General features: G+C 37.4%; 7 protein-coding genes and 1 pseudogene. 7 read left to right on the top strand and 1 reads right to left on the bottom strand.

Translation table 11 applies throughout. The features are described from left to right. Nucleotides 1-37 precede the first annotated feature (37 nt). Nucleotides 38-1,273, top strand: a complete 1,236-nt coding sequence (gene rlmN / locus AC6ER8_RS00290) for a dual-specificity RNA methyltransferase RlmN (RefSeq protein ID WP_497078375.1) — start codon at nucleotides 38-40, stop codon at nucleotides 1,271-1,273. A gap of 774 nt (nucleotides 1,274-2,047) precedes the next feature. Here the strand turns inward: rlmN and AC6ER8_RS00285 are convergent. Next, entirely contained in the window at nucleotides 2,048-2,689 is a 642-nt protein-coding gene (locus AC6ER8_RS00285) for a LysE family translocator (protein WP_497078373.1), read from the bottom strand. A 186-nt stretch (nucleotides 2,690-2,875) separates the two neighbouring features. On the opposite strand from AC6ER8_RS00285, the pseudogene AC6ER8_RS00280 reads away from it, so the two are divergent. The 6 genes and pseudogenes from AC6ER8_RS00280 to trxA all read left to right on the top strand — a co-directional run. Further along, a pseudogene (locus AC6ER8_RS00280) lies at nucleotides 2,876-3,433 on the top strand (adenine nucleotide alpha hydrolase family protein); the annotation flags it as partial. A 620-nt stretch (nucleotides 3,434-4,053) separates the two neighbouring features. Continuing rightward, the gene (locus AC6ER8_RS00275) at nucleotides 4,054-5,718 is read left to right on the top strand and encodes a lysine--tRNA ligase (RefSeq protein WP_497079682.1); all 1,665 of its coding nucleotides are present in this window, start codon (nucleotides 4,054-4,056) and stop codon (nucleotides 5,716-5,718) included. Continuing rightward, the gene (locus tag AC6ER8_RS00270) at nucleotides 5,718-7,292 is read left to right on the top strand and encodes a peptide chain release factor 3 (protein ID WP_497078371.1); all 1,575 of its coding nucleotides are present in this window, start codon (nucleotides 5,718-5,720) and stop codon (nucleotides 7,290-7,292) included. The genes AC6ER8_RS00275 and AC6ER8_RS00270 overlap by 1 nt, the downstream gene beginning before the upstream one ends. 1,155 nt (nucleotides 7,293-8,447) lie before the next feature. Further along, entirely contained in the window at nucleotides 8,448-11,567 is a 3,120-nt protein-coding gene (addB, locus tag AC6ER8_RS00265; RefSeq protein WP_497078369.1) for a double-strand break repair protein AddB, read from the top strand. Between the two features lie 2 nt (nucleotides 11,568-11,569). Next, nucleotides 11,570-15,049, top strand: coding sequence for a double-strand break repair helicase AddA (gene addA / locus AC6ER8_RS00260; RefSeq protein ID WP_497078368.1), 3,480 nt, complete (start codon nucleotides 11,570-11,572; stop codon nucleotides 15,047-15,049). A 175-nt stretch (nucleotides 15,050-15,224) separates the two neighbouring features. Beyond that, nucleotides 15,225-15,548 carry a thioredoxin gene (trxA, locus tag AC6ER8_RS00255; RefSeq protein WP_497078366.1) on the top strand — a complete coding sequence of 108 codons (324 nt, stop codon included), beginning with the start codon at nucleotides 15,225-15,227 and terminating at the stop codon, nucleotides 15,546-15,548. Nucleotides 15,549-16,272 lie beyond the last annotated feature (724 nt).

The following is a 16,272-nucleotide window of genomic DNA, read 5'->3' as shown; positions in this document are numbered from 1 at the left end:
TGATAATTTCTAAAATAGTGATGTGAATTGGAAAGCAATGGCCATTTCTTATGACCTTAGACCAGTTGGTTCATGTTTTGCGCAAAAAACAGATAATGTGGTGATAAAGGAGAGTTCTAAGCTCTCTTTAATTGGCTTATCGCAAGATGAAATGGTGCAAGCTTTAAAGACAGTTGGTATACCAGAACGTCAAACGCGTATGCGTGTACGTCAGCTTTGGCATTGGCTTTATGTACGCGGCGTTTCAAATTTTGATGAAATGCTGAATATTTCTAAAGTAATGCGGGAAACACTTGAACGTCATTTTTCCATTGCTCGTCCGGAAATTGTTGGAGAACAAATATCAAAAGATGGTACACGTAAATGGCTCTTGCGTTTTCCAGCACGTGGGGCTGGCAGGCCTGTTGAAGTTGAAACGGTTTATATTCCTGAAGAAGGACGTGGTACTTTATGCCTTTCATCGCAAGTTGGGTGTACGTTAACCTGCTCTTTTTGCCATACAGGAACGCAGATGCTTGTTCGCAATCTGACGGCAGAAGAAATTTTGGCACAATTATTGGTTGCACGTGATTGTTTAGGTGATTTTCCTGATAAAGATACTCCTGACGGGGCAATTGTTCCCGTTGAAGGGCGTAAAATTACCAATATTGTTATGATGGGAATGGGAGAGCCTCTTTATAATTTTGAAGCAGTCAAAAAAGCTTTATTGATTGCTTCTGATGGCGATGGTCTTTCTCTATCAAAACGCCGAATTACGCTTTCAACCAGTGGAGTTGTTCCTGGAATTATCCGAACCGGGGAAGAAATTGGTGTTATGTTAGCAATTTCACTCCACGCTGTAAATGATACACTGAGGGATATGCTTGTTCCCATCAATAAAAAATATCCGTTGGCTTTGTTAATGGATGCTTGCCGTAATTATCCCGGTTTGTCGAATGCAAAACGAATCACGTTTGAATATGTTATGCTGAAAGATATCAATGATAGTTTAGATGATGCGAAGCGATTGATTCAGTTATTGAAAGGGATTCCTGCTAAGATCAATTTAATCCCTTTTAATCCGTGGCCAGGGAGTAATTATCAATGTTCTGACTGGGAGCAAATCGAACGTTTTGCTGATGTTGTTAATCAAGCAGGCTATGCCTCTCCTATCCGGGTACCGCGTGGACGCGATATTTTAGCGGCATGTGGACAGCTTAAATCGGCTTCAGAGCGTTTACGGAAATCTGAACGTTTGAAACTTGAGAATGCCATTGATCATTCGTTAACGTAATTTTCAGCGTTATAATGATATAAAGCTTGTGCTTTTTTCTATGAATCAATTCAAAATCTCATGCGATAGTATATGTGAAATAAAACTGGATCAGTACGAGACGAATGTTCTAGCTTTTATAGGTTCAATAGGGAAAAAGATATTACATAGAGTCTTTTTGCGTAATTTCTGAAATGAGGAACGAGCCTAATTTAGAGGAAGGTCTCACGGGCCATATATTTCCACCTCGCTTCTACACTCTTTGACTTTGGCTTTATGACTTTTAAAAGCATTGACAATAATATATTCCAAAGAGTGGAAATGTACATTGCCTCGTGTTTTTGTTTATTACGTTCTTTAATAAGATTACGACACACTTACAAAATAGGGTGTCTAAAACACAAATATTATTGTGTTGTCTAATGACATATTTTTTTAAGTATTTCTGAAGATACTTATCTCATGACAATGCCTGTAAGGTGTAAAAAGCTTCTGTGAAACGTAGGGGGCTTCCACATCTTTACGTTCAATAGAGGTTTAAGTGGTTAAGTCTGTTTTATTTTTCATACCCTAATGTTGTAAAAGCTTTTGGTTTTTAAGACGCTTTATAAGAGATACTCTTTTTTAGTTGTTTTTATCCATATGACAATTTCATCTTTTCTTGTTAAGTCCATCTCTTGTGAAGTCCAAGAAAAAGCGATTATTTAATTCAACATAAACAGCTTTAAAATGAGAGAGTTTCACTATATTTAGAGTTTTTATTTAAATTAAAAACGATAAATTACACCTTATAAATCAATTTTTTGTAATGATAAGAAGATGAAGGGCAAAGCTGGTGAAAATACCTGCAATAAGCCAGTCGAGAAAGCGAAGATAAAGAGGGTTTTGTTTAAGGGTTTTGGTAAGTTTGTGTGCTGTAAAAACAACTGAAATTGTAATGGGAAAAGAAATAGGAATATAAGAAAGTCCTAAAAAGAGTAACTTTTGTGTTGCCATAGGATCATTCGCATCAATAAATTGTGGTAAGAATGTTGCGTTAAAGAGTATGACTTTAGGATTGAGAAGATTAATTCCAATACCAGCAAAATAGTTACGTTTAAAACTGTGAGATTTAGAAGATGTTGGTTCAAAAGAAAATGTCGGTTTTCTTCGTAATGCTTGGAAGGAAAACCATAAGAGATAAAAGGCGCCCGCAATTTTCAGAAGAACAAAAGTGTGTGGTGCAGCAAAGATAAGCGCTGATAAGCCAAGTGCTACAGCGGTAACTTGAATGGCAAACCCTGTTGCACTTCCCAAGGCACATATAATTCCCGCTTTTTTGCTTTGTGTAATGGTTCTCCCTACAGAAAGCATCATATCAGGTCCTGGAATAAGTGCTAAAATCAACGAAGCTAAAGCGAATTGTACAAGAATAGACCACTCCGGTAGAAATGACACGTAAATCTCCTATTATTTTAAGCAGTGTTCACTCTGTTATAATTTGAGGGCTCCTTATTTACGCTTTTTGAGTCTTTTTAATGTTGTTTAAAGAGTATTTTTATACTTTCTACATTGTTTTTATTTCTTGATAAAAAGCAGTTCGTATAGAACTTTAGAGTGAAAAAAGTGACAAAATATTAGAAAATTTGTTTTAGCTTTAAAAAAGGCGATGTGGTTTTAATCAATGGAAAAAATTTATCTCCTGCAACTTTACTTGCAGAATTAAGTCATTATGGACACAATAATGGTATTGGTCGATTAGATTTGGTAGAAAATCGCTTTGAGGGTATGAAATCGTGGGGTATTTATGAAATACTAAGAGGGATCGTCCTTTTAACGGCTGATAGAGCGATAGAATCTTTAACGCTAAATCGTATTCCAGCACATTTAAAAGATGAATTGATACCACGTTATGCAGAACGCATTTATTATGTATTATGGTTTTTGGTTTTCACCTGAACGTAAGATGTTGCAGGCAGAAATTAATTTATCCCAAGAATATATTAAAGATGAAGTCACATTAAAACTCTATAAAGGGAATGTGATTGTTGAAGGGAGTCAAAAGTCAACTTTATTCGAGTGAGTTGGCAACTTATCGAGGATAATCAAGGCGCTTGTGATCAAAAAGATGCGACGGGTTTTATTAAATTAAATGCTCTGCGTTTGTATGTACATTTGGCCATGCGTCATCAAGGTTATTAAATAAAAGAAATAAAAAATTTCACTGTGGCAAGTTTAATGTAGATTAGTGCTTTTGTATGAAATGCTTCATTTAAGCATTTTTATCTATTTTTCTGCAGTTTTTTCGTTCAGTATTAAAGACTTCGTTTTTATGCTTTATCCTATTGGTTTATAATGATCATTTAGCGTTATTTCTATTGAATAAAAACCTTCAATAGCGTATAATGCTCTTATTTCAAATATCTCTCATTTTGAATAAAAAAAATTTATTTGCTTACACGTTATAGGCGTGAGCTGATGTGAAGGTGAAACTGTATACATCTCAAGTGTCAAGGGGGGAAACAATATTTAGAGCTGGCAAAGTGCGGGATAATGCTGGCTTGCTGATCAACATAACATAATCAGCGATTCTCATGATAAAAGCAATGAAGGCTTTGATAATCAAAATGAGATAATTTTTGCTTTATAATATTGAATATTTTTTATTTTTATCAGAACGAAATATGTTTACAGCAAGGGAAGTTTTTGTGTTGTGGCTTAAGAATATAAAGAAATTTTCATCTTTTTGCTTGCTATTATTGACGAATAAATTCAAGAACCATACACCCTATTTTTAAAGAGTATAATTTTTAGGATAAATAATAATGCGTGATCCGTTTGATGCCCTTAACCTTACGCCTGAATTAAAAGATGCGGCTGCTCAATCGAGAGCTTGGCCATTTGAAGAAGCACGTAAGATTATCAAACGGTATGAAAAGGTGGGTTATCCAGAAAGTGTAATATTTGAAACGGGTTATGGACCTTCTGGTTTACCACATATTGGGACTTTTGGAGAGGTTGCACGTACAACCATGGTGCGTCATGCATTTCATATTCTCACAGAAAATAAAGTAAAAACAAAATTGCTTTGTTTTTCTGATGATATGGATGGTTTGCGCAAAGTTCCTGAGAATGTACCTGATCGTGAGAAGATGGAGCGTTATCTTGGTCAACCGTTAAGCCGTGTCCCTGATCCTTTTGGAGATGATTATCCTTCTTTTGGAGCAGCGAATAATGCGCGTTTACGAACTTTTCTTGATCGTTTTGGTTTTGATTATGAATTTGCAAGTGCTACGGATTATTACAGTTCTGGTCGTTTTGATGAAACACTTTTAAAAATTCTTGCCTGTTATGACAAAGTGATGGCGATTATTTTACCAACATTGGGTGAAGAACGACAAGCAACCTATTCACTCTTTTTGCCGATTTCTCCTTTTTCTGGAAAAGTATTACAGGTTCCGATGATTGCGCGGAATGTTGAAAAAGGAACAGTCACGTATATCGAGCCTGAAACAGGCGAAACCATAGAAACAGAGATCACAGGGGGCAAGGTTAAGTGCCAGTGGAAGGTTGATTGGGCTATGCGTTGGACAGCGCTTGGCATTGATTATGAAATGGCAGGAAAAGACCTTATCGATTCCACAAATCTTTCTTCTAAAATTTGTAAAGTATTGGGTGGAAAACCTCCAGAAGGATTTAACTATGAACTCTTTTTAGATGAAAAGGGTCAGAAAATTTCCAAATCCAAGGGAAATGGTTTAACCATTGATGAATGGCTTAATTATGCCCCGACAGAGAGTTTAGGGCTTTATATGTTTTCAAAGCCTAAAACAGCCAAACGGCTTTATTTTGATGTTATTCCCAAAGCCGTGGATGAATATTATGCACATCTTTCAGCCTATGGTCGTCAAAGTTGGCAAGAGCGTCTTAATAATCCTGTATGGCATATTCATAATGGCTCTCCACCAAAGGTTGATTTGCCGGTATCTTTTGCCATGCTTTTAAATTTGGTCAGTGCTTCAAATGCAGAGAATGCAGAGGTTCTATGGGGTTTTATTTCTCGTTATGCTCAAGGAGCCAATGCACAAACTTATCCAGAACTGGATCAATTGGTGCAATTTGCCATTAAATATTTTGATGTCTTTGTTAAACCCAATAAAAAATTTCGTCTACCAGATGACAGCGAACGTGCAACATTAGCACAAATTGATGAAAAGTTAGCCAATTTGCCTGAAACTTTTGATGGCAACATATTGCAAAATACGCTTCTTGATGTTGCACGGTTAACGGAACGCTACCAAGATCATAGCAAAAAAAGTCCCGAAGGGGGACCTGGTGTTTCCAATGTCTTTTTCCAAATGTTGTATGAAGTTCTTTTAGGACAAGAGCGAGGTCCTCGATGGGGATCATTTATAGCGCTTTATGGAATTGATGAAATGCGTGCATTGATTGCTGAAGCGCTTGCACGGCGGCATATGGAGGAATAATGGAACGAAGAGTGCAAGAAGTAAAGCGACGCCGTACATTTGCAATTATTGCTCACCCAGATGCTGGAAAAACAACATTGACAGAAAAGCTGTTATTGTTTGGTGGCGCTATTCAACTTGCAGGAGAGGTAAAAGCCAAAAAAGATCGTATTCAAACCCGTTCTGATTGGATGAATATTGAGCGTGATCGTGGTATTTCTGTTGTGACTTCGGTGATGACATTTGAATATGAAAATCATATTTTTAATCTCCTAGATACTCCAGGCCATGAAGATTTTGCAGATGATACCTATCGCACACTCACTGCGGTTGATAGTGCTGTCATGGTATTGGATGGGGCCCGCGGGATTGAGCCTAGAACACTAAAATTATTTGAAGTATGTCGGATGCGGGATATTCCTATTGTTACTTTTATCAATAAAATGGATCGTGAGGCACGTGATCCATTAGAGCTTTTAGACGAAATTGAAGAAAAGTTAGCGCTTGATACCGCACCCATAACTTGGCCGATTGGGACGGGTAAAGATTTTGTTGGCACTTATGATCTTCATCATAATCGCTTTCGTCAAAAAGACGATGAAATAACACAGCGGATCGTTTCAGACCCCAGTGAAATTGTCCATTTACTTCCAGAGTATCAACGTTCAACTTTTATTGAAGGGGTAGAAATCGCTCGAAGTGCTTGCAAAAACTTTGATCTTCAAGCTTTCCATGAAGGTCATATGACGCCAGTTTATTTTGGTTCGGCTTTACGAAATTTTGGTGTTCGTGATTTGATCAATGCACTCATTGATTTTGGTCAAAGTCCTCGTGATCAAAGTGCAGATCAACGCGAGATCATAGCAATAGAACCTAAAATGACGGGATTTGTTTTTAAAATTCAAGCGAATATGGATCCTAATCATCGTGATCGTATTGCATTTTTTCGGGTATGTTCGGGAACACTTGAACGTGGTATGAAAACAAAGTTGGTTCGAACAGGAAAACCAATAACACTTTCGGCCCCACAATTTTTCTTTGCACGTTCACGCCAAATTGCTGATCAAGCTTATGCGGGTGATATCGTGGGAATTCCTAATCATGGAACATTACGGATTGGTGATACTTTGACAGAAGGAGAAGATGTCCTCTTTAAGGGTGTACCTAATTTTGCACCAGAAATTTTGCGTCGTGTTTGTTTGGGTGATCCAATGAAAGCAAAAAAACTCAAAGAAGCTTTGCAACAAATGGCTGAAGAAGGGGTTGTGCAATTATTTATTCCTGATGATGGGTCTCCTTCTCTTATTGGGGTTATTGGTGCTTTGCAAATTGATGTTTTAAAAGAACGATTAAAAATAGAGTATTCTTTACCGGTGAATTTTGAGTCAGCGCGCTTTAATTTGTGCCGTTGGATTTCTGCGCAGAGCAAAGATGAGTTGCAAAAATTTCTCAGCAATCACCGTTCTGCTATTGCGTATGATTTAGAAGGTGATCCAGTTTTTTTAGCAGAGAACCACTTTTCATTGAATTATGAGGCAGAAAGAGCCCCTAAAATAAAATTTTCTGCTGTTAAAGATTATCAAGTGCGCTCTTAAAATAAAGAAAAAAATTTTATACAACGACTTGATTTATAATGATCATTTATCGCCTTTACCAGGGATGTAAGAATCTAAATATTATGAAGTTCTTTCATTTGGAAGCCTCTATTAAAACAATAACAACCATTTACTGGCAATACCGATGAATAGGATTGGTGTGTGTGTAAAAAAATTTGAAAAAAGAAATAAAATACCTCTTCTCCATACCCAAGAACTGTCCAAATATTGGATGAGAGGAAAAATAATGTTGCCGGTTTGCTGCTTTCTAAAGTAAAAATTGGTGGGGTGCGATGAATTTTGTCTCATACATGAAAGATTTTACGGTATGCTATGTATTATATTATTTACGATGTAGCATTCATTTATGCGGTAGGCTTGCGTGCGTAAGAGATGCTTCTTTTAAAAAACGTGTAACTTTGCAACAGGATGATGTGTTGTTTTGAACACCTATTTAAATAATGAAGTTTGCTTATTGTCTCATGTTTTGGTTTCTCATATTCTTTAAGGGGATTCCGCTTTTCACATAGAGCAAAGCACTATCGTATTGCACATTCACGGGCTTTAAAAAAAATTTCTCAATGTCTTCAAGTTCATTTTGCGATGGCGCTTGTGAAGGGTATAGCGATAAATCTATTGCGCAATCCCGTCTTAAGAGCAAGCCAACACCATCACACATTTGTGCTAGCTCTAATGTGCTAGCTCTAAAATGTTGCGAATTAACTTTTAGAACTTCTCAATGATTCATGAAAAGCCACGCCTTTCTTGTACCGTTTTACTCCACACGCTGATCTTACTTGATAATGTGCAAGGGGATGGTTTTGATTGTTTCAACATACACAGATTTAAAATAAAAGAATCTTAGGGTATTCAAGGTTATAATTCAAATTGAATATCGATAGATTATCATTATAAATCAATATATTAGCTAAAATACAACTCATTCTTCGTTGAAAAATATCAGGAAAATTTTGATATATTTTTTCATGATGGTTTAAGACATAGAATGTCTTTCGATGTTTTGTAAAAATCTAAGCTAAAAATATCCTGTATAAGGATAGTTTTTCAGTTTTTCCTTGTAATGAAAATTGTATACAGTCAAAATGATTCAAATAATCAATAAGATGCAATTTGTTATCTCAAATATGAGCTCGTATGACCTATAAACCGCGTGTTTTTTCTATTTCTTCTGGAACAGCTTTTTTGCCTCACTTTGTTGATGCGCTGCTCTCTGGTACTCTTATTGATAATTTTGCGCCCAATGGGGATATTCAAACCGCTCTTGCTGATAGCCTTATTTATGTTCCAACACGTCGTGCGGCTCGTGCTTTGCGTTTAGCTTTTGTTGAAAGAAGCGATACACAGTCAACCTTTTTGCCAACCATTCGTGCTTTAGGAGATGTTGACGAAGATAGTTTCCTGTTTGTTGAAAATCATACCAGCGCTCTCAATCCGCCTATTGGAGAAAGTGAACGCTTGCTGCTTTTAGCGCGCCTTATTCGTCCATGGCGTGAAAAATTGCCGGCGCATCTGCGTGCTATGTTTGGGACAGAAGATGTGCTGATTCCGGCGCATAGTGCCGATGCCATTTGGCTTGCGCAAGATTTAGCGCATTTGATGGATGAAATTGAAACAGAAGCAGCAGACTGGTCAAAACTTAAAGATATTGCGCCTGATACGGTTGCTGAATGGTGGCAAATAACGCTCGATTTTCTGACGATTGTTACACAAAATTGGCCACAAATCTTAACAGAAAGGCAACGAAATAATCCCGCTGAGTGGCGTAATAAAGCACTCACCATGCATGCAGAAACATTACAACGCGCCCAATCTGATAAACCGATTATTGCGGCTGGTGTATCGGGTTCTATTCCCGCCGTTTCTCGTCTTTTAAAGGTTATAGCCTCTCTACCAAAAGGGGCAGTTGTTCTTCCTGGCCTTGATTTCCATATGGATGAAGAACAATGGAATGCACTCAGCACAATGAATAAAGAAAAAACAGATTCTGATTTTTTTGATCATGCAGAAAATGTTTTTAGTCATCCTCAATATCATTTAAAAAAACTTCTCACTCTCATGGAGTGTCCACGTGACCATGTTTGCGAAATTGGTCAACAAAGTACAGTAAAGAAAAGACGAATGGCGCTTTTATCAGAAGCATTACGTCCCGCTTCTACAACCGATAAATGGATACAAATTGTCCGTGATGATTATGAGGAGATTTGCGCAGACTGGTCGTTTATTGAAGCTATCAATGAACGTGAAGAAGCTCTCGCTATCGCGGTTGCCTTACGCAAAGCTATTGAAGAACCCCAAAAAACTGCTGCTCTTATTACCAATGACCGTAATTTGGCACGCCGTGTTGCTGCGGAATTGCAGCGATTTGGTATTGAAGCAAATGATTCAGGGGGAATACCCCTTGCACAAACATTGCCTGTAACGCTCTTACGGCTTATTTTAGAAAATATATTACAACCTGATGATCCTATTGCTTTTCTTTCCCTTCTTAAACATCCATTAACAACACTCCAACAAAACCGTCATCGCTTACGCGAAATGGCGGAAAATTTTGAATTTTTTGTTCTTCGAGGGAATACAGGACGCATCAATCTTTGCGAATGTGATCAATTTCTTGAAAAATGGATTGAAACATATTTCCATGATTGTTCTGAAATCAATGCCCTTGATCAGCAGAAATGTGAAGAAGCACGTCTCCTTTGTCAGCTTTTAAAGAAAGCTTTTGAACCTTTAGCCTCTCTTCTGAAACAAGAGAAAGAATGCACCATCAATGAAGCTGCGATAGCAACGGTTGAGGTTTTTGAAAATTTTGGTCGCAATGAGGATAATTCTCTTGCTCATCTTTATCAACACGAAGCAGGACATGCTCTATCAAATTTTTTGCGTGAATTGGTCAGTGATCAATCAGGATTAACATTTCATCTTAGCGAATGGCCTGCTATGTTTTCTGCATTGATCGCAACGCGTTCCGTTACACCTTCACCTGGAGGACATCCACGTTTATTCATCTGGGGTACTTTGGAATCACGTTTGCAAACGGTTGATACCGTGGTTATTGGTGGTCTTAATGAAGGATCATGGCCGATATCAGCCAAAAATGATGCTTTTTTATCACGACCGATGAAAATGATGTTAACGCTGGAACCACCAGAGCAGCGTATTGGTCTTTCGGCGCATGATTTTCAATGGGCTATGGGAATGGATAAAGTGGTGATGACTCGCGCATTGCGCGTTAATCATACGCCTTCTATTCCTTCACGCTGGCTACAACGCATAGAAACCGTTGTAGGAAAACAGGTTTGGAAACAAATTCGTGCACGCGGTGAAATACTACGTCACTGGACTAAGATGCTTGATCATACAAGCATGATTTCTGATGTAGAACGTCCTTGCCCTATTCCTCCCCTTGAGATGCGACCGCGTCATTTTTCAGTTACTGAAATAGAAACATTGCGATATGATCCTTATGCTATTTATGCAAAAAAAATTCTACGGCTCAAACCCCTTAAAGCACTGATTCATGATCCTAGTGCTAGTGAGCGTGGAATACTTTATCACGCTATTCTTGCAAATTTTTGCACACAAATAGAAAATCCGAATGCTAAAAATGCATTAGATGTCCTGCTTTCTATTGGACGTAAAGAATTTGATAAATTCAATTTTCCACCCGATATTGAAACAGTTTGGTGGAACAGTTTTGAAAATCTTGCTCCATTTCTTATTCAATGGGAACAAAGTTTAGGACCGCGAAAGCGCTATGCTGAAGTGGTCTCACAAAAAATTCCTATAGGCACAACAGGGGTAACCCTTTCAGGACGGGCTGATCGACTTGATGTGTTGCCAGACAAAACGGTTGAAATTCTAGATTTTAAAACCGGAACTCCCCCTTCATCAAAAAAGGTTCGTGAATTATTATTTCCGCAATTGGCTTTAGAAACAGCTTTGCTGATGGAAGGGGCATTTCCAGATTTTCAAGATCTTGTCCCTTCAAATTTATTTTACATTCCCTTGAACGGAAAAGGTGAAATTAAATCCCAATCTATTCTTGTAACGGAAAAAGACAAAAAAACATATCTTAGTGCCGTTAATCTTGGTGAAATTGCCTGGAAAAATCTTATTGCGCTGATAACGTATTATCAAAATCCACAACAAGGCTATCTCTCACATGCTGTTCCCATGGAAAAACGGTATGAAGGTGACTACGACCATTTAGCACGGTTGTGGGAATGGTCAATTGGTTTTCATGAAGAAGAGTAATCATGACTTTTTTTTCTATTCCTCAAGCCGCTCTTGATGCACAAGCAACGGCAACACATCCCCAGAAAAACGTGTGGGTTTCTGCAAATGCAGGATCTGGAAAAACGCACGTTTTAAGTGAACGTGTTATTCGTTTGCTTTTAAACGGTACGCCTCCAGCACGTATTTTATGCCTTACTTATACAAGAGCTGCTGCTGCTGTTATGCAATCACGAATTTTTCGCACGCTTTCCAGTTGGAATGAACTGGATGATGCACAGCTGCAAGAAACCTTGACACGGTTTGAAAATAAACCCGTCAATGCGCAAAAATTAACGTATGCGCGACAACTCTTCGCGCGTGCGCTTGAAACACCTGGTGGCTTAAAAATTCAAACGATTCATGCTTTTTGTGAATCTCTTTTGCATCAATTTATGTTGGAAGCCAATATTGCACAGCATTTTGAAATTCCCGATGATGTCAGTCACAAAAAATTACGACAAGAATCCCGTCGCCAACTTTTGGCACGTCGTGATGTACAGCCTGCTTTACAACAGTTACTTAAAGTTATTAGCGAACATACTTTTAACAAACTTCTCTATGAAGCAGCTGAAAAGCAACATAAAATTTCTAACTTTTTATCTTCTCTTTTATCTGAAAATGGAGAAGAAAAGTTTCGTGCGCTTTTTAACTTAGCGCCCGGTGAAACAAACCAATTTTTGCTGGAACAAATTCAACAAATTGCGCGTCTTCCTCTTTATGCGCTTAAGCATTGTGAAACCAACGGCAGCCAAAATCTGAAAGATATAGTGGAAAAATTTTTCCAATTAGAAAAAGCGCGTGATGAGACCAATATTCTCAATATTATCTCTGATATTTATTTGACCACAGAGGGTAAACCACGTAATTTTCCACATTTATTTCGTAAAAAGTCAGATGAAATTTTTCCTTTTATTCAACAAATGCTTGAAGATAAACAAAGCAAAATTTCTGTTCTTTTAGAAAAATACCAATGCGCAAAAGTTGCTACCCTCAACATGGCTGCTTTTCAGCTGTGTGCCGTTTATCTCGAAATCTATGCGAATCTAAAAAAAGCCAATGGCTTCTTAGATTTTGACGACATTATCGAGCGTACACTTCATTTGTTACAGCGCAAAGGTGCAAGCCAATGGGTACATTATAAACTTGATCAAGGGCTTGATCATATTCTGCTTGATGAAGCACAAGATACAAACCCAGAGCAATGGCAAATTATTCAACTTTTGGCACAAGAATTTTTTTCAGGGTATAGCCAACGAACAAATATACGAACTCTTTTTGCTGTTGGAGATGAAAAGCAATCTATTTATTCTTTTCAAGGAGCTGCTCCAGAAAATTTTGCTGCAAATGGACGAATCATTCAAAAAAAAGTGCAGCAAACAAAACAGCAATTTGAAAAAATACAATTGCATTATTCTTTTCGTTCTACAGCAGATGTTCTTAAAAGCGTTGATCTGGTTTTTGAAACACCAGAAAATTATAAAGGACTTTCGGCAGAAAATACAAAGACGGTGCATGAAGCCATTCGTGTGCACAGTCCGGGTGAAGTTGTTATATGGGATGCCATTTCCAAAGAAACAAGCGAATTTCCGCATGATTGGTATGCTGCTGTTGATCATTTAGATACTCCTGAAGTCCGTTTAGCAGAAAAAATTGCTGAAACGATTGCCGATTGGCTACAAAAAGGCGAAATGCTTCCAGCAAAGGGACGCTTAATACGGGCAAGTGATATTATGATCTTGGTCCGTAAACGTGGTAAATTTGTCTCAGCTCTTTCCCGTGCTCTTAAACAGCTTAATATTCCTGTAGCAGGGGTTGATCGTTTAGAACTCACCAAACATATTAGTATTCGTGATTTAATGGCGCTTGCGCGTTTTGTTTTGCAGCCACAAGATGATCTTTCTCTTGCTTGCGTATTAAAAAGCCCCCTTTTTGCTTTGAGTGAAGAGGAACTCTATCAGCTTGCCGTACACCGAACCGGCTCTCTTTGGCAAAGTTTATGTGAGCATGCATCATCGAAAGCGTCTTTTAAAGATGCTTTTGAAAAGTTAAGCCATTATCGCACTTTAGTGGATCAAATACCGGTTTTTGAGTTTTATAGCCATATTTTAAATAATGATAAGGGAAGACAAAAAATTCTGTCTCGTTTAGGATCTGAAGCCAATGATGTGCTCGATGCTTTTATGGATTATACGCTTAACATTCAAAAAACAAGCTTACCAGGATTACAAGCTTTTTTAGAAACATTAAGTGTAAGCGAACCAGAAATTAAACGTGAATTTGAACAAAACAATGAAGAAATTCGCATCATGACTGTTCATGCCGCAAAAGGACTAGAGGCTGCTGTTGTGTTTTTAGTTGATCCTGGTAGTGCGATTTGGCATCCTCAGCATGCGCCTCATTTGCTTAACGTTCCTTTAAACAAGGCACAAGAGGACGAACAACAAGCTTTTATTTGGCGCCCCAATGAAAAGTTTGATACAAAACTCTCTAAACGAGCAATTTCACATTTAAAAGAACGTGCAGAAGAAGAATATAGACGCCTTCTTTACGTAGGAATGACACGCGCTGAAGATCGTTTATTTGTTTGTGGATATAATAAAAGTCAGAAAAGTCCCTCTGATACATGGCTCCAATTGGTAAAAAAAGCCCTTGAACCCCATGCGGTTGCTATAAAAGGCCCTGCGGAAGATATTGCAGCTTGGCGTTATTGCATTACGTCTTCTTCTGCTGCTTCTATAAACCAAGAAGTTCCTTTTGCTGAAAGTCAAGCTTTACCCCCTTTGCCTACTTTTTTCTCTCATAAAGCACCAGCAGAACCAGCACTCCCAAAACCGTTAAAACCCTCTGTTGCAAGCCTTTCCATTGAAGCTGATGCAGAACTTTCCTCAAACCCAAAACAGCTTTTCACTTCACCTGTTTTAGGGGAAATAAACAGCAACAGAGCTTTTTTTATTGAATATGGTTATCTCATTCACCGATTATTACAATATTTACCTGACTGCCCTCCAGAAAAGCGTCAAGAGTATGCTCAAAACTATCTCAATATCAAAGCCTCTCATTGGGAGGAGAGCCAAAGAAAAGATGCTCTTCGTCATATTTGGAAAATGTTAGATCATGTTGATCTCAAGCCTCTTTTCTCTGAGCATTCACGTGCTGAGGTTCCCTTAATGGGTATTGTAAAAATTCGTGGAAAAGAACAAGCAATTTCTGGTCAAATTGACCGTCTCTACATCACGCAAAACAGCATTATCTTTGCTGATTTTAAAACAGGAATCCCACCAGAAAATGAAGACGCTATTGCGCCTCATCATTGGTTACAAATGGCTCTTTATCGAAAATTGTTGCAAGCTATTCATCCCAATAAAGATGTCCAAGCACTACTTATCTATAGTAAAGAAGCGAAAATTTTTAAACTTCCTCCGGAAAAACTCGAAGCATTTCTTAATGAAGTTGCTTTATAAATTATTTCTTCTCGTCGAAGTAGTTTTACGCTTTTGTATTTTCATAAAACTGCTCAAATAAACACGCTTCACAATTTTTGGTGCCAAAAAACTCTTTAATAATTTATCTTTGCAATAACTTGATATGAATTGTTATCATACCAATCTATAAAAAATAACGATAAAGGATAAATTAATGACGTGTATAAAAGTTGATAAGGATAGTTTCGAAAGTGAAGTTTTAACTTCTTCTACGCCTGTTGTGGTTGATTTTTGGGCAGAATGGTGTGGTCCATGCAAAATGATTGCTCCAATTTTGGATGAAATTTCAACGGAAATGCAAAATCAAGTTAAAATTGCTAAAGTAAATATTGATGAAAATCCGGAGCTGGCTACCCAATATGGCGTGCGTTCTATCCCTACATTATTAATGTTTAAGAATGGAAATGTCTCATCAAATATGGTTGGTGCTACCTCTAAAGGGCGTCTTTCTGAGTGGATAAAAGATGCGCTTAGTTAATGCCATATATAGGCAACAATAAAGGAGAGTAACTTTATCTCTCCTTTTGATTTTTTAGATATTCTTTCTGCAATATACTATAATAGCCATTCAATTAAATCAAAAACTTAAAGCATTTATTTTAATGCTTTTAAGAAGCCCTACAGTTATGCATAATTCAATATTCAATAAATCATTTTTTATTAAAAGATTGTCCTGTATAAACAATGTAGAAAATCCCTTTTTTTATGCGCACTAAGAATATTCGGTGAAAGGGTATTTTTTATTCTTAGATAAAGCTACGGAGATAGGGGGCAACACATAAAAAAATAAAGATCAATCGAGCAATAAAGAGACTTTTGGGGAGTCCTTGGCAAGCATAGAAAAAGATTTTAAGCAAAGATTTTATAAATTTCTTTTCTGAAATTTGCAGTTTTTAAGTCGAAAGAAGCAAGAAATTCATTATAGGTGCGTTAATACTCTTCTGAGAAAGTTAACACTTTGATCTAAAATTCTCTTACACGTTTCTTTCAAATCAAAAGAGTTTTTTCACAATCTTCAAAAAATATAAAAAACCCATTCTCTAAGAAAAACGTATTCATTCCTATCAATTAACGGAATTCTTTTGCATGTTGTGCCATTTTTATAAAAGAGTCAGTGTTGTGTCTCATCTTTATGGTTGGTGCATCCATGGGCTTCTTTATATTATGCATCATTTCAAATTTCATAGGTCTGTTAAGGCGTT

Source organism: Bartonella sp. SL320, from assembly GCF_059687635.1.
Note: the sequence above shows the minus strand (reverse complement) of the source record. Positions and strands in the feature narration are given on the sequence as shown.